This window comes from Rhodospirillales bacterium, from assembly GCA_023898765.1.
Taxonomy (GTDB): Bacteria; Pseudomonadota; Alphaproteobacteria; order Micavibrionales; family Micavibrionaceae.
Genome location: CP060238.1, coordinates 896,575 through 912,718, shown reverse-complemented (window position 1 = coordinate 912,718; position 16,144 = coordinate 896,575). Strand labels below are relative to the sequence as shown.

Sequence of the window (16,144 nt, the reverse complement as noted above, 5' to 3'; positions counted from 1 at the left end):
TGTCCCCTAATCGATAATATATCCAAAGCTACCGGTTTCCTGCAGAAGGTCTTCCGGCGCAGAGGCCCCGTAAGTCCGGCGAATATTATTGCCGAAGATCCCTGTCATCTGACTGCTTTCCCGGGAAGGTTCTTCCGGAACGTCCTGCTCCTGCGAATTGTTTTGCGCAAAAGGCTCTACCAGATACGGTGTAATCACGACAACCAGTTCGGATTCATCCCGTTGGAACGTGTCGGATTTCAAAAGATCCCCCAGAACCGGAACGTCGCCGACACCGGGAAGCTGCGTCAGGCCGGAAATCGTATTGGACTCCAGCAAGCCCGCAATCATCAGGGTCCCGCCGCTCGGAAGCTCTACCGTCGTTTTCGCGCGGCGCACATTGAAGGTCGGCACGTTAATACCGTTAAGCTGCAGGTTCTGTTCGAAAGAGGTGGTCGAAACTTCCGTCGTAAGCTCCAGATTGATCCGGTTGGACGACATCACGATCGGACGGAAATTCAAAGATACCCCGAACGGACGAAATTCATAGACGAGGTTTCCGTTGCGGTCAATTTCCGTTGGAATCGGGAATTCACCCCCGGCGAGGAATCCTGCCTGTTCACCGGAAATAGCGGTCAGGTTCGGCTCCGCCAGCGTGTTGACAATCCCTTCTTCCTCCAGCGCACGCACGAGGAAATTCAGCGGCCCAAAGCCGTTTCCGGCATAGGTCAGGGCCATGACGCCAAGCTGGGCCGGCGCGGTCAGTCCAAGGGCCGTCGCGGCGGTCGTCGCAATACTGGTCGCATTGTCAATGTTACCCGTGTAGCTCGTTTCCACGCCCAAATCCTTCAGGGCGCTGCGCGCGGCTTCGACGATTTTCACACGGAGCATCACCTGCTGCTCTCCGCGCACGGACAGCATATTGGTGACAATTTCATCGGTCGTTCCCTGGGCGCCCGAAACTTCCGCCGCGTATTGCGCAACCAGAGTCGCAATCGAATTGGCAACGGACGGCGTCGAAACATCCCCGGTCAACACAACCTGATCGCTCAGGATGTTTAGCTGGACCTCTTCGTTCGGATAGAGTTTGCCCAACATGACTTCCAGTTTTTCGATATCCATCTGGACGTGGACATTCAGGCGCTTCACAATATTTCCCGCCGCATCCAGCGCCATAATATTCGTGTCCCCCAAAGCCGTCCCGACCAGATACAGGCGGTTGGAGCGCACAGCCATCACATCCACAATGGAAGGATTGGCCACCAGGATATCGGAAACAGGGCCGGAGATTTCAACCATCTCGGCCTTGCCCAGCATGATGTCCACCGTTGGATCATGCGGTATGCCAACCAGACCGGCGAAATCCGCCTTGCCCGCCAGCGCCTGACCGCAGGGCATCAGCACAAAAAGCGCCAAAGCCATCAAGCTTAAAACCGTTTTTCTGTTTCTGAATGTATGTTCCATGGTGCTCACCTTGGGTTCTTTCAAATCTTCTTTTTTTGGTTACGGGCTCGTCCGGCGAACAGCCATATTGGTCGCCGTGCCGCCATTATAAATACGGACCATTCCACTTGCGCCGCCTCCGCTGTCCTGCGCTTCGGCAAGACCTTTGAGAACGCGGCTCATACTTACATCTGTCGTCATTTGTTCATTTCTGGAGGACCCGTTGTCCCCGATTCCGCGCAGGGACAAAACGAGATCTCCCATTTCAGCGGCCAAGGCCAGTTTCTCGGCCCCCGCCCCGTCCACTTCCAGCGTCACCGTACGAGCAACCTTTGCCTGATCCTCTTCCCGTTTGGCTTTCTGGTCGGCCGCCAGAACGCGGACATTCTCCAGAATCGTTTCCGTGGCAAACTTGCTCACCATGGCCTGAACGGCGGGATTATCCTTGTCCTGAACTTTGACCTTGTACGTCACGATGACGTCCACACGGTCTCCCGGCCCGACAAACCCGCCGGCCATCGTCTGGGCTTTCACGGAAACCGCAACGGCCCGCATCCCTTCTTTCAACGTCGCCGCCAGAAAATTCCCCTTGTCTTCGCTGACAATAAAGGCGGGATGGATAGGCTGCCCCGCCGAAACGGCCTGCAACATCCTGCCGGATGCCGCGTCGCTTGCTTTCTGATCGTCTTCCCGCACAATCGCGCCGGAGAACATCGCGTCTTCCGGCCATTTTTGCCACTTCAGGTCACTTGCCCCGATTTCTTTTCCAACGGCCAGATCCCGCGCCGCCACAAGAATTTGAATCTGCGAGCCTTCCGCGCCTTCCGTTTTTTTGCCGCCTAAAGAAGCCTGCACGAGCACAGCCACGAGAATGGCAATCAAAAACCCGCCGCCCAGAACTATCAAAACATTTTTATTCATTTCAAAACCTCTTAAAAGCTTTGGCAAAACCTTGTCTGGTTTGCTCGCGTAAAATCCCGCAAAAAGCAAAAAACTTCAGGAAAACAGAGAAACTCAGAGTGAAACTCGGACGGTAAAAGAAACGTAGAAAGAAACTCTACCTTCCAAAAAATACGCTGTAAGCCTTAACAAATCGTGAACGACCGGAAAGCTTTATTGCCCCTTTGCAAGGGCCGCGAGTGCCGCAAGGTCAAAATACCCCACCTGATAAAATGCAACAACCGCGCCAAAAATGATGGCTATTCCATAAGGCACGGCGCTCACGCCTTCCTGCGCCCTGGCAAGCCAGCTCCCCTCCGGCGGGGCCTTGAAAGGCTTTGTCTTCTGGACCATAATGGTGACAAGCCCCAGAACGCCGCCAAAGAGCGTCATAAAGAATAAAAACGACAGCAAGCCGCCCATTCCGACCCACAGCGCATAGACGCTCGCCAGCTTCGAATCTCCGGCCCCGAGAACATTCGTAAAAAACAGCAAAAAACTGACGCCAAACACAAGGAAAGCCGCCAAAAGATGCGATTTCCACGAGGCAAAATATGCCACCTCCGGCGCCATCCAGTGCAAAATTAAAAAGGCCGGCACAAAGGCCACAACAATGGCCACGGAATAAAGATTGGAAATGGTAAAGCCGTTAAAGTCGGACCAGGCCGCCGCCAGCCCAAAGCCCAAAGCCACAAGAACACAAAAAATGACGATAAAAACGAGCATGGGGAAGCACCATCCTTTTTGCATTTGTATATTTTACGGAATCAAAACAGGGAGAAAAAGAAATCCCGCCAGAACGTATGAAACGTATGACCGGCGGGATTTCCGAATAAATTATAACCCGAGAATCTTAGCCACCGGCCAAGGCGGTGCTCATGTCTTCAAACAGGCCTGACAAATCAGCGCCGAATGCAAATACCGCAGCCATAATGACAAGAGAAATTCCAGCGGCAATCAGTCCGTATTCAATAGCTGTCGCCCCGTCTTCTTTTTTTAGATATGAGAGAAGTTTTAACATATATTGGTCTCCTTCGTTTCCTGCTAAGTTTCTTTATTTTGGTTACCCACACTTCAAATGAGAGAGATGAAGCGAACCGTTAAGTTTAGAATATACCATAACCTTTTAATAAGGGGTTAAAAAAAGTGCCTTTTTACTACATTTTTTAAAGAAAACAGCGGTTTATCCATAATTATTACTTCGAATTTTATCTTTCCGCCTATAATATTATGGTAAAGACAGGGTGATTACTTCAAATTTTACGTAAATTATTGAATATCGCCCTTTTTATTAAGAATAACCTCCGTTTTTTAACACCCCTCAATTTCGTCATCGCGAGCGACCATCGGGAGCGCGGCGATCCAGAATCTGCGGAAAACACAAATATTCTGGATTGCTTCGCGGAGTTTATCCCCGCGAAAGCGGGGGCTCGCAATGACGGAAGGAGCGAGATTCTTCGCTGCGCTCGGAAGGACAGGATGGAACCGGCCTTAAGCGATGAACGCTTTAGATAAACGCTACTGCTTGATATGCAGGTTGCTGAGTTCGCGGCTGATTTGCTCGAAAACCTCGATCAAATCCTCCTGCGAAGGCGCATCGTGATATTTCGTGATGTCCGTCGCACACGCCCGGTAGAAATCCTTCGTCTCTTCATCCACACCGGAATAGAAGGTGACGGTGTAGATAATAATCCCCTCTTCCTTGATCGCATCGCAGACTTCGGCAAAACGGTCGTTCAGATCGTCCGGCGAAATGCTGTGCTGGTTTGTCTTGCCATAGGCCGTATACGCATGGTTCATCGTGTTGACCCCGTCGGTCATCATCAGGATGGCTTTATCCCACTCATTGTCATCGTATTCTGCGCCTTCGGTAAAAGGCTCCTCCGGCGAGATCACGCGCCACCCCCAGACCATGCCGTAATTCCCGAGGGTAAAGCCGTCCGCCGTCATATTGTTAATAGAATCCACCAGCAAATCCTGATCGCTGCTCAGCGGCACAATCGGCTGCACCGGACAGTGATATTTCGGACCGTAATAGGTGTTGTAGTAATCCGCATAGGTCATGTACGGACTCCATTTGTACACATTTCCGGTGTAGTAGCTGCTCGTGGAGCCATTCCAGTCATAGCGGTACATCTCCCACGGGCCGCTGTGATCGGTCGTGTCGGCAGGGTAGTCATGCGCCAGAACGCAGCCGTGCCACTGGCCTTTTGCGGAAGGATCATATTCCAGATCTTCCGCCGCAATCCCGTAATTGCTGCCTGCATAAGGGCCGTACGAACTCGTGTAGGCCGTATACACATCCGATGCAGGGTTCGTTATAAAAGGCGTGCCGTAATTATTCCCGTCCAGATCAACACCCCAACCGTAAGGGCCGACATTCACCGAAGAGCTGTAAGGCACCAGGCCAATCCGCACATCCTCGGGATCGTTGACCCGCTCGAAAAGAATATTGACGAAATTCTCCGAGGCGTCCTTTAACGCCCCGATATTGTTATTGGTGCTCATAGACCCCGTATTATCCAGAACCAGCACCACTTCAAGACCGCGGATTTCCCTTTGGACAACCGTTTCGGCCATCACGTCAACTTCGTCTATGCCGAAAATGCGCATAAAGGCCGTATCAAGCTGCGCATAGGCTTTCACGTAAAGCTCGTTTCCGTTCACTTCGACCACAATCCCGTAAGTCGCCCCGATTTCATCGGTCGGATAGTTGATATCCATGAAATCGTTCACCTTCTGCTCGATCTCCGTCTGATCGTTCGAAGCCATCGCGGCAGCCGCCAAAGCGGCGGCATCCAGCGCACGGGACAAACGTTCATGCACCAGATAACTCTGCGCCATATCGACAGAAACACCGACCGCGCTCACCACAACGGGAACGGTCAAACCAAAGATAAGCGCCATGGCGCCCCCCGCGCCTAAAACGTAAAGCCTGACACGGCTTGCGATTTTCCCGGAGAGTTTATCGACTGTGTTTCTTATCTTGTTTTTCATTTGGTACACCCACATGTTTTTTGTTATGACTTTTTTGTTACGATGGACAATCCGTACAGGCAATCGTCGCGCTCTTACGGCCACGCAGAAAAGCGACTTCCCGCATATCAATCTGGTCTACGACAAAATCGGCAAAAAACGGGGTGTATTCATAAGCGACGCTTACGACTACAAGCCCCTCCCCTTCCTCGGCAAAGCCCGCAGTGCTCGCCACGGCGGTATCGTTGGCGGGCATGCCTTGCGTCACGCGCCACAAAACGACCGGGTCGCCGTCCTCGTCAAACTCAATGCTGGCGATATCGTACCCGAATGTCCCGGTCGGATAAGGCTCCAGAGCCATTTTCCCGGCCAGAATGATATCGTTGACAAGATCCATATTGACCACTTCGTAACGCGTAATCAGATCTCCCACCACCTGCGAAGCCGACATGACTTTCTGGTTGACGACAACCCCCTGCCCCAGATCGTAAACCCCCATCAAAAGAGACAACAAAACCGGGAAGAGAATGGCAGCCTCCGTGAGCGCAACAGCTTTGTCTTCGACCCACCAGGCCAAAATTTTCGTCCGCATCAGAAAACTGTTCAACATATCCATTTTTTAATTCTCAAACTGATAGGGCTCTGTTTGCAACACGATCGTAGACAGCATCGTCCGGGTGCTCCCGCCCGTATTGGTCAAAACAGGCTGCATCAACGGCGTCACAATATTGTAATTATATGCCACGCGGATCAAAACCACGTCATTCACCCCGCCCGGCGAAAAGCCCTGATTTTGAAGATTGCCGTTTTCGTCAAACGTCGCATCCGGCAAGTCGTCCGCCGCCCCGAAATCCTCCAGATCAAGCACCTGAAACTGGATATCGTCACACGGAATTAAAATCGCCGCAAAGTCACAAACGGCATTTCGAAACGTTTCTTCCGGATCGCCGGCCCCTTGCTGAATCTGGCCCGTACGGATCAAACGGGCCGCCGTCGCGGTCGAAGCCGACAAAAGGCTTTGGGATGTAAACATCAGAGCCGTCTCGATCGTGCCGATAATCATAAAGATAAAAGGAAGGGACACGAAGCTGAATTCCACAGCCATCGAGCCATTTTCCTTTTGAAACCAGGATCTTAATAATTTTAGCAAAATAAGAGCCTCTTTTACTTGGTATTTAATTACAATTTTTTCTTTTTCCTAAACGTAAAAAAGCATGCCCGTTTAATCCATTGAGCATGCTTTTATCCACCCTCCATCATAGAACATAAGTCTTAAAGACGGCTTAAAATCAAAGGCCGGTCCTAAGCATCCTCTTCCTTGTCTTCTTCTTTGTCTTCTTTGGTTTCAAGAGGAAAACCGTAGGGATCGAGCGGAATTTTTCCGGTAACGGATTTTCCCCATCTCCGGATCAAATCCTCGCTGATTTTATCAATTTCCTTCAGCCGCATCTTTCCTTTTTCTTTCATCACCGCCATAACGATACCGATCATGGCCCACTCAATGAGATAACCGATCGCCGCCGCAAAATACATGACCACAATCGTCCGGGGCTGCATAATATAGTCCATCGCCGTTTCAACCGTATGGCCGCGAATCCAGACCTCCAGAACGAAAGGAACGCACCCGGCCAGATTCATGGCCCCGACGGTAAATGTCTTCGTCTTTCCTTTCGTCCGGTCCACCAGAAGGACGACAAAAGTCGGCAGCATTCCAACCGAAAGCAAGAGCGTCGTCGGATGAAAAACGACGGCCAGAATGATAATAAACACCAGAAACAGGTTTCTTTTAAACCCGAGCTTTTTGGTTTCCTGTTTTTTCTTTTGAGTCTTCTTCGCCACTTAAAAAATCGTTCCCCCCTTTACGAAAGCCAGAAAAGCGGAAGCCAGAATAACAAAAGCGGCCACAACCGCCGAAACAAGCGCCCCTGCCCGCTGCCCCGTCGCCTGCCCAAAATTATCGCTCCGGGTCAGTTTCAGGTTCAGAGCGACAGCCTCTTTTTCCAGATCAAAAAACATTTTTTGCGCACGCACGAAGCCCTGATGATCCTTCTCATACCGTTTTACACTGTCAAACTCGGTCGCAATTTTAACCAGGTCCCCCGTTTTTTTGAGTTTTTCAACCCGTGCCTTTACACTTTCCCGCAGTTCAATATCGTGAAAGCGCAGATAGACGGGATCCAGATTTTCAGCGATCCAAGACGCAATCCCCGGAAATTTCCCCATGCAGGATCTTTTTTGAATCGTCGCAAGCGTTTTAAGCTCCCCCATAACCCGTCTATAGGGCTCCTCGGCCCTCAAATCCACAAGATACGGATCTATGTTTTTACGGTCCTTGACGGAGAGGAACGCAATAATATGCCGATCGAAAAGAGACACCGGCCGATCGGAAGAAGCCGAAACGCCTTCAAGGGCATGCATCATGTCTTCCGGCGTGCGGACAAAATAATCTTTTACCTTTTCACTTAAACATTTGCTTTCCGGATTGAGAAAATAAATACAGCGCTCGATTCCAAATCCGATGGCATCCTGACGCAAAAAATTACGGCAGCTATCCGACTTTCCTAAAATGGCTCCCACGTCCAAATACTGATGGGGACACATGTCCACCCACTGCCCGACAAAGTACCGTTCAAAAACCTGCTGGTAGTCCTGAACGTTTTTTTTCAAAAGGTAAGCCTCGGTGAACGCTTTTCCAAGCCCTTCAGGGAAAACGCACACGCCCTTGTAGCGCAAGGGCGCGTCAGGATACAAGGCAATGGAAAGACGCGTGGCCAGATTATCAGGAGACCCGGTTCCCCCTCCCTGCACAATTAAAAGCGCTTTTTCCACTCTCTTTTTGAGATCCTCATTATCAATGGCCCGCTGAAGCCAGTTGTCCAGTTCTCCACTGTCAATCATATGGGCGCACTCGGCCGGGTTTTCTTTCAGGGCATACGCCAATAGCTCAGGACGCACGTATTTTTTTCCATTAAAAATAATAGGCCTGTTTGCCTTGATCCTCTTTTGACCGCGTTTGGGAGAAAGCCGTTCCCCTGCCAGCCACTCTTCGACTTCACTGAGCGTCCAGCGTTGCGAGAGGTCGTCCTGCAAGAGTCCGCGCAGCAAATCCAGAATAGATCCTTTAAAACGATCCTGTCCGATTAAAGCGGGAAAACTTCCATGTTCCATTTTATATTCAAGGATTTTCCTGTCGCTTTTTCCCTCCAGAGGATTATGCGTTCGCAAAATAACGGCCAGCGAAGCGCCAAAGGCGTACAAATCATCCGAAAAAAGCCCCTCTCCTCTGCCCACCGGATCGGCAATCCCCCGCTCAATCGTTTCATATAGAACAGGCTGCGCAAGAGAAGCGGGACAGGACAGGCAATCACCCAGAATAACGCGGTCCGGATTCTTCGATCCCCCGTTAAAGATGTTCGAGGGTCTAATATCTCCATGAATAATGGATTTATCCCTCAAATCCATGAGAACGCCGATCATGGGACGGATAATGCTTTCCATGGCGACATCCACTTTCCAGCCGAGCCCGCCGGAAAGATCATTGGGCATGATGGACTTTCCCAAATTGTTTTCATAAATAAAAACATAGCGTTCCCGCCGCTCCGGAGGCCAGTAGACCGGCCCGGAAGCTACGAGTTTTGCCATCGCGAGATTAATAATGGAGGAATATTTTGCGGAGACGAGACTCCGGGGCGTTAAATGATCCTCGCAAAGAAGGGCGAAAAGATTGTGGCTGACCTTTCCGCTCCCGCGGGCAACATATGCCTGAACAGGCCCTTTATCGAGATGTTTCAGGCGCTTGGTTGCGTCTATATAAATACTGTCGTTAAATACGGCTTCTGTTGAGACGGGACCGCTTTCCCTGGAAGGAGAAGCTCTTCTTTCTTCTGTTTCGTCCTGCGGTTCATCCTGAACCTTGTTTTTGTCTTCCATCGTCAAAAAACCATCCTGAAAAAACCCAAAAAGACTGATAGTCCGTATAAGAAAGAAATACGCAGCAGAAAAACAGGCCGAACGGCCTCCTTCCCTATTGTAAAGGCGTTTGAAAGGAAAGTAAAACCGAAGAAGGCTTTGTTATCCCGCAAAGGGGTCATGTACAAGAATCGTGTCTTCCCGCTCCGGACTTGTGGAAAGCAGGGAAACGGGCGCTTCGATCAGCTCTTCCACCCGCCGGACATATTTAACGGCCGCCGCCGGAAGATCGGCCCAGCTCCGCGCACCCTGCGTACTTTCACGCCAGCCCGGAATGGTCTCGTAAACGGGTTTCAGCAAGGCCTGCTCTTTCTGAGAGGCCGGGATATAGTCTATTTTTCTGTTTTCCAGCTCATAGCCCACACAGATTTTAAGCTCATCGAACCCGTCCAGCACATCCAGTTTTGTCAAAGCGATTCCATCAATCCCGCCAAGCTTGATCGACTGGCGGACCAGCGCGGCGTCAAACCATCCGCACCTGCGCTTGCGCCCGGTGGTCGTGCCGAATTCGTGCCCGCGCTCGCCAAGCCGGTCCCCGTCCGCATCCTTCAGCTCCGTGGGAAAAGGCCCTGTTCCGACACGGGTGGTGTAGGCCTTGGTAATGCCGAGCACATAGCCGATGGATTTGGGACCGACACCCGCACCGGTCGCCGCCTGCGCCGACACAATGTTGGAGGAGGTCACAAACGGATAGGTTCCATGATCGACATCCAGCATCATGCCCTGCGCCCCTTCGAACAGGATTTTCTTTCCCGCCTTGCGGGCGTCATCCAGCGTTTTCCAGACCACATCCGCATAGGCCAGAAGGCGCGGCGCAATCTCCATCAAATCCCCATACACTTTTTCAGGATCAATCGGCGCGGCATCCAGTCCTTTCAGCAGAGCGTTATGATGGACCATAAGCCGCTCCAGTTTTTCTTTCAAAAGCTCCGGGTCACGCAAATCGCACAGCCGAATGCCCCGCCGCGCGACTTTATCTTCATAGGTCGGGCCAATGCCGCGTTTGGTGGTTCCCAGCTTGTCTCCCCTGCCTCTGGCGGCCTCCAGCGCGACATCCATCGCCGCATGGCAGGGTAAAATCAGGTTTACATTCTCGGCGACTTTCAGATTTTCCGGCGTAATTTCAATCCCATGATCCTGAAGATTTCCTATTTCTTCCAGCAACGCCCAGGGATCCACGACAACGCCGTTCCCGATAATCGAGAGTTTTCCTTTCCGCACAATGCCGGAGGGCAGGAGATGCAGCTTATAAACATTCCCGTCAATGACGAGCGTATGGCCGGCGTTATGGCCGCCCTGAAAGCGCACCACGACATCCGCACGGCTGGAGAGCCAGTCCACAATTTTTCCTTTTCCCTCGTCGCCCCACTGGGACCCGATCACCGCAACATTCCCCATATTTCCTACCCTTCTTCTCTGAAAACCTTCCACCCCTGATCCTGCAACGTCTTTACCTCTTTCCAATTCGCATCGGCGGAAACCGTTTTTATTTTTTCCTCTTCCGCTTTTGGCAGCGCCGGTAAAATACTATCCATGTAAAGCGTAAAACCGGTCGCCGTATCGTCTTCCCCCCCGGCTTTCTTCATGCCGAGTTTGTAACGCCCGCCGCCGCCGACCTCTCCCCGCACACCGGCAGCATACAGGGTGAAGCTGACGCCGGTTTCATAAGTCAATCCGCGATGTTCGAGCGGGTCCACCGTGATGTTCGCCTTCAGCCCGTAAACCGCCACAGCCTCTTTCAGGCTTTCATAGACGCAGATCAGGGAAGACACCTCCTCCTCCGCCGCTGCGCCGGAAAAACGCATTTCGCGCAGGCAGGAAACAGCTTTTTCCGCCTCTCCCGCCGCTTCCAGCAACGGCGCAAAGCACCGGACCGCGCCGTCCCGACATTTCTCAAGCGCTTCACGGTCCCGCTTTTTAAGAATTTCAAGGATCTCCGCACGATCTTCTTTTGCAGTTTTTTCCGCGTCAAAAATATGGCCGGCAAGCGCCGGAAGGGACAAATCAATGGTCAAATCTTCAAGACCGACCGCAGACAGGGACTTTAGGGCCAGAAGCGCAACTTCGGCATCGTTCTTAGGCGAAAAAGCGCCGATAAATTCGCACCCGACCTGGCAAAACTGCCGCGCCGGACGAAGCTGCGTCCCGTTGACCCGCAGCACATCCGCCGCGTAAGACAGGCGCAAGGGACGTTTTTCCCCGGAAAGGCGGGAGGCCGCGATGCGCGCGATCTGGGCCGTCGTATCCGCGCGGACCCCCATCATCCGCCGGCTGACCGGATCCATCAGGCGAAAGGTCTGCGATGCCATCGCCTGCCCCGGCCCGGCCGTCAAGAGAGAGTCTTCAAATTCGACCAGCGGCGGTTTCACCTGACGGTAGCCGAAAGCGGCAAATTCCCGCATCAGCATATGGGTGGCCGCCGCCTCTTTTCCCGCCTCCGGCGGCAAAAGATCGGACAGTCCGTTCGGAAGCAATGCGGGATGTATGTCACTCATAATCCAGCTGTTTTAACCGTCAAAAGCCCCCCTGTCCACCGAAGCCTCCCGCAAGGCAACAACGAAACGAAGCAAAACGACAACCGGTTGATTTTACTTCGTTTTTTGAAAAAATGGTGCCCGCAGCCATTTGAACCAAAACACATATGGAACAAGGGAAGCTCCCCTTTTTGAATTTTTTTACCCGCTTATGGTAGAATCTATTCATGTTGAAAAGTGTGCGTAGAAAGGCCTTTATTTGAGCTTCCATCAGGAAATTGCCGCTTTAAAAAGCGAAATGTTTCGACCGGTTCCGCCTGTTCCGGAAGAATTGGCTATGGACTCCGGCCTGCCGCCGCACGCGCTTTTTGCCGAAAATGCGCAGCACGTTTCCCAGCCCTCCCCTTCCTCTTCTTCCAGTTCTCCCAGAGAAATGTCTTTTCAGGAGCACCAGCTTCGCGCCGGTTCCGGTGAACAGGACGGCGGCGGAAAATACGGCAACCATTATCTGCAGCAGGGAAATAACGGCAACGGCCCCCGGGGCGAGGAAGAAAAAAAGAAAGAGCGGGAAAACCAGCAAACCTACCGCAGGATGATGGTCGCCATGGGCGGCTCCATCACCATGGAGCAGTATAACAATCTGCTGGAAGCGACGGACGAAACGATCCAGGAGCTGGAAGCCAAACAGAAAGAGCTTGAAGTCAAGATTGAAGAATCGGACAAAAAAATAGCCGTCTATGAACAAAAAGAACTGACCCATGAAGAGAAACTGGAACAACTCAATTCGGAAATGGAAGAGCGCCAGGAAGCACTGAAGACAGAATCAGAACTACAAAGAGCTCTGGGAAACTCGGGACAAAAACAACATTCCGGTCCACTCAAAGAATTGATGGAACGGGATAAGAAAGAGATTGAAAGAATCGAAAAAGAAAGAAAGGCCACTGAAGAGGCTTCAAAAGAGAATTCCGAAAACCTCCAAGAGAAAAAAGGAAATAACAGGCAGCTAAGGCAGAAACATCGGCATGGCGAAAACGATGTGAAACATGCAAGGCAGTTTCGCGAGAAAATACACGAACTTAGAGAGAAGGCAGAAAACGGAACGCTCACGGCAAAGGACGTAGAAGATGTTCCCGAAAGAGCGCTGGAAAAGCTGAGAACAAAAGATCCCGAATTCTATCAGCAAATTAAAGATGCGCGGCAACAATCCCCCGCCGTCGAAAATTCAGAGCGAACGGCAAGCCTGACACAAGACGGGCAGGGCGTTCAATCGGACAAAAAACTCGGAAATTCTTTCGCCGCCGCAACGCAGGGACAGCAGCCTTCGGCAGATCCTGCTCCCGATATGGACCAAACCTACCGCCCCTCTATTCCCAGTGGCACGGGGGGCATGGCGCTCCATAGTTAACCCGCCGTTTTTGCGCCGTACGGTTCTATGGAAAGCATTTGGCGTTTGCGGAAATCTCTGCTATACTCCGCGCATATTCAGAACATAGAAGAGCGCATATAGAAGAGCATATGGACACGTCCGAAAAACAACCGAACAAACCGCTGACCTTCCAGCAGGAACAGCTCCTCGTGGCATCCGGGCAAACCGGTTACACCCGCGTCCATCATTACCTTCACCCGGAAAATCTCGACGAAGACGGGGACGGCGTTCCCGACAGAAAGCAAAAGAAAAACAAAAAAGGGTGTGCTGCAAGCTTTCTCTTCGCGACCCTGTCGCTTCAGAAAAGCATGGAAAATATAAGGACATTTGGAAAAATGCTCTCCGACCTTATGTCCTCCGGTTTTTCGAAAGCCTCTGCGGCCCCGAAAAAAAGTCCGGCGCCGAATGATCTGGCGGTGTGCTTCGCAGAACAGAGCCTTGCCGTTGAAACCATTGGAATAAGCGAACGCGCCGCCGCCGAAATTGAAACGGCCCTTGCGGATATCCGCCTGTGGGAGCAAAAGCGGAACGCCATTCCATCAACCCAGATGGGCCCGTATGTGGAGGACCTTCAAATCCATGTACTGAAAACGGAATTCGGACTGAAAGCGCATCCCGAAACGGGCGCCTATATCCCTTCCCTGCACGTCCTGCAGGAAAAATTCGATCTTTCCGCCACCGGACAGGCCTGCACGATTCAGGTGCACCGCCCCATGACGCTGCGCGAACAGCTCCGCGAGCAATACAGATACGCGGCAGCGCCGGTGACGACACTGGACGCCCCTGCCCCTGTCCCGAAAGTCGTTGCGCCGGCCCCTTTTGTGCTGCGCCCGCCAGCCTACACGCCCGTATAGCCTGAAAATCAATATTCCGCACCCCCGCAATCCCTTATCCAGAGCGGAATACAGCCGCATTTTTGCTTTTTTAACCCCCTTTTTTGTATAATTTACTCATTCGGTAAACAGGAAGAGTATTGATGGCAAAACAGCAGAAAAAAGAGGCACAGACCGGCGGAGGCGGAGCGGGATTAAGTAACGTTTTCATGCTTACGTCCCTCCTGCAGAGAAATGCCGCCGGGCACGCTCTTTCCCAAGGATTCAGTATTGAAGCCCTGCAGAGACACACAGCGGACACCTACACTCCCCGCACAACCCTGCCGCCGCGCGAACGCCTTTCGGAGCCGCCGGAAGGATGGAAGATGGGAGACGATCCTGTTGTCCTGACGAATCCGGCCTCCTCCTTTAGAGTTTCCGATGAATTCCGGCAGAGAAGCGCCGTGCGCATGCATCAGGGAATGGATATCGCAGCACCGGTCGGAACGGAACTGAAAGCCGAAACGGATTCCCAGGTCGCCTATTCCGGATGGTCGAACGGATACGGTAACATCGTTATCCTCAACCATGGGGACGGCGTATACAGCCTGTACGCCCATCTGGACGGCGATAACGTTCAAACGGGCGATTATCTCCGTAAAGGCGAGGTTTTTGCCAACACCGGAAATTCCGGCATCGGGACGGGTGCGCACCTGCACCACGAAATCTGGATACAAAAGGGCGATAACGCATATGTCGTAGACCCCCAAAAAGCCTTCGGAAAGGATTTATCCCAGCAGAGCACGCAGGATTTTCTTATTCAGGATGCCGGAATTGTCGCACAAGGACTCAAAAAGGGATCCGGCGCATGGGGCAGGGTCGCGCAAAACCTCCGTCATGACGGCCACGACCATGACCACGAGGATCACGATCATGACCACGAAGGGCATGACCACGATCATGACCATGATGTAAAAACGGCCGGGCTGTCGGGAGAAATGAACAAGGCGACCGGTCTGGCCGAAACCCCGGACGCCGCGCAGCCCGCCCCTGCGGAGCGGGTCGCCGCAATAAAAGTGGACGTCGCGCAGCCTGCCCCCGTCTAAAAACGCTCAGGCCGCTTTATCGACCGCTTCGACGAGGCCCTTCACGGCGTTTACGGAGCCGTCGAACATTTCCTGTTCTTCAGCGGAGAGTTTGATCTCGATAATCTTCTCAACACCGCCTGCGCCAATCACGACAGGCACGCCGATATAGAGCCCGTCGATTCCGTACTCGCCCTTAAGTTTGGCCGCGCAGGGCAGGACCCGTTTTTTATCTTTCAGGTAACTCTCCGCCATTGCAATCGCACTGGAGGCCGGCGCGTAATAAGCCGATCCGGTTTTGAGCAGGCCGACGATTTCGGCCCCGCCATCGCGCGTGCGCTGGACAATTTCATCCAGCTTTTTCTGCGTGGTCCAGCCCATCTCCACCAGATCCGGCAAGGGAATGCCAGCCACCGTGGAATAACGGACAAGCGGCACCATCGTATCGCCATGCCCGCCCAGCACAAAAGCCGTCACATCTTCGACGGACACGCCGAATTCCTGCGACAGGAAATAACGGAAGCGCGCCGAATCCAGAACGCCCGCCATGCCCACGACTTTATTCGCGGCAAAGCCGGTCACGCGCTGCATCACCTCCACCATCGCGTCGAGCGGATTGGTAATCACAATCACGAACGCCTCCGGCGCATGGTTTTTAATATTTTCGCCAACGGTTTTGATAATGCCGGAATTGATGCCGATGAGATCGTCGCGGCTCATGCCCGGCTTGCGGGGAACGCCCGCCGTCACAATCACCACATCCGCGCCCGCAATCGCGCCGTAGTCGTTGCTGCCGACAAAGGCGGCGTCAAACCCTTCCACGGGAGAGGATTCGGCCAGATCAAGCCCCTTGCCCTGCGGAATGCCTTCGGCGATATCGACCAGCGCCACATCCCCCAACTCTTTCAAACCGGCCAGATGCGCCAAGGTTCCGCCGATCATGCCGGCTCCGATTAATCCGATTTTTGCCCGTGCCATATCTCATATCTCCTGCGTTCGCGTTTCAAGTGACAAGATTGTAATCCCGCAGCCTGCGGCGCG

Annotated in this window: 15 protein-coding genes; 3 read left to right on the top strand and 12 right to left on the bottom strand. The window is 52.7% G+C overall.

Features of this window, described 5'->3' with window-relative positions; translation table 11 throughout:
- Window positions 1-6: 6 nt before the first annotated feature.
- The 11 genes from H6853_04410 to H6853_04360 all read right to left on the bottom strand — a co-directional run bounded on the left by H6853_04410 (window position 7) and on the right by H6853_04360 (window position 11,801).
- Complete coding sequence (locus H6853_04410; protein USO04512.1) at window positions 7-1,443, bottom strand: type II and III secretion system protein family protein; 1,437 nt, start codon at window positions 1,441-1,443, stop codon at window positions 7-9.
- Between the two features lie 39 nt (window positions 1,444-1,482).
- Window positions 1,483-2,343, bottom strand: a complete 861-nt coding sequence (cpaB, locus tag H6853_04405) for a Flp pilus assembly protein CpaB (protein ID USO04511.1) — start codon at window positions 2,341-2,343, stop codon at window positions 1,483-1,485.
- 192 nt (window positions 2,344-2,535) lie between these two features.
- Window positions 2,536-3,087 carry a prepilin peptidase gene (locus H6853_04400; protein USO04510.1) on the bottom strand — a complete coding sequence of 184 codons (552 nt, stop codon included), beginning with the start codon at window positions 3,085-3,087 and terminating at the stop codon, window positions 2,536-2,538.
- A gap of 127 nt (window positions 3,088-3,214) precedes the next feature.
- Window positions 3,215-3,382 (bottom strand): Flp family type IVb pilin, encoded by a 168-nt coding sequence (locus tag H6853_04395; GenBank protein ID USO04509.1) that lies wholly within the window; start codon window positions 3,380-3,382, stop codon window positions 3,215-3,217.
- A gap of 497 nt (window positions 3,383-3,879) precedes the next feature.
- Window positions 3,880-5,358, bottom strand: a complete 1,479-nt coding sequence (locus H6853_04390) for a hypothetical protein (protein USO04508.1) — start codon at window positions 5,356-5,358, stop codon at window positions 3,880-3,882.
- Window positions 5,359-5,395: 37 nt separating this feature from the next.
- Entirely contained in the window at window positions 5,396-5,947 is a 552-nt protein-coding gene (locus H6853_04385; protein USO04507.1) for a pilus assembly protein, read from the bottom strand.
- Between the two features lie 9 nt (window positions 5,948-5,956).
- Window positions 5,957-6,442: a pilus assembly protein gene (locus H6853_04380; protein ID USO04506.1), complete on the bottom strand. Its 486-nt coding sequence runs from the start codon at window positions 6,440-6,442 to the stop codon at window positions 5,957-5,959.
- A gap of 197 nt (window positions 6,443-6,639) precedes the next feature.
- Window positions 6,640-7,176, bottom strand: coding sequence for a hypothetical protein (locus tag H6853_04375; GenBank protein ID USO04505.1), 537 nt, complete (start codon window positions 7,174-7,176; stop codon window positions 6,640-6,642).
- Entirely contained in the window at window positions 7,177-9,267 is a 2,091-nt protein-coding gene (locus H6853_04370; GenBank protein ID USO04504.1) for a hypothetical protein, read from the bottom strand. It abuts the gene before it with no gap.
- A gap of 141 nt (window positions 9,268-9,408) precedes the next feature.
- Window positions 9,409-10,704: an adenylosuccinate synthase gene (locus H6853_04365; protein USO04503.1), complete on the bottom strand. Its 1,296-nt coding sequence runs from the start codon at window positions 10,702-10,704 to the stop codon at window positions 9,409-9,411.
- A gap of 5 nt (window positions 10,705-10,709) precedes the next feature.
- Complete coding sequence (locus H6853_04360; protein ID USO04502.1) at window positions 10,710-11,801, bottom strand: ATP phosphoribosyltransferase regulatory subunit; 1,092 nt, start codon at window positions 11,799-11,801, stop codon at window positions 10,710-10,712.
- 277 nt (window positions 11,802-12,078) lie between these two features.
- Here H6853_04360 and H6853_04355 point away from each other — a divergent pair, with 277 nt between their 5' ends.
- The 3 genes from H6853_04355 (at window position 12,079) to H6853_04345 (ending at window position 15,124) form a co-directional block, all read left to right on the top strand.
- The gene (locus H6853_04355) at window positions 12,079-13,185 is read left to right on the top strand and encodes a hypothetical protein (protein USO04501.1); all 1,107 of its coding nucleotides are present in this window, start codon (window positions 12,079-12,081) and stop codon (window positions 13,183-13,185) included.
- 110 nt (window positions 13,186-13,295) lie between these two features.
- Window positions 13,296-14,060, top strand: coding sequence for a hypothetical protein (locus H6853_04350; protein USO04500.1), 765 nt, complete (start codon window positions 13,296-13,298; stop codon window positions 14,058-14,060).
- A 122-nt stretch (window positions 14,061-14,182) separates the two neighbouring features.
- Entirely contained in the window at window positions 14,183-15,124 is a 942-nt protein-coding gene (locus H6853_04345; protein ID USO04499.1) for a M23 family metallopeptidase, read from the top strand.
- Between the two features lie 6 nt (window positions 15,125-15,130).
- Here the strand turns inward: H6853_04345 and mdh are convergent, their stop codons facing one another.
- The gene (gene mdh / locus H6853_04340) at window positions 15,131-16,081 is read right to left on the bottom strand and encodes a malate dehydrogenase (GenBank protein USO04498.1); all 951 of its coding nucleotides are present in this window, start codon (window positions 16,079-16,081) and stop codon (window positions 15,131-15,133) included.
- Window positions 16,082-16,144 lie beyond the last annotated feature (63 nt).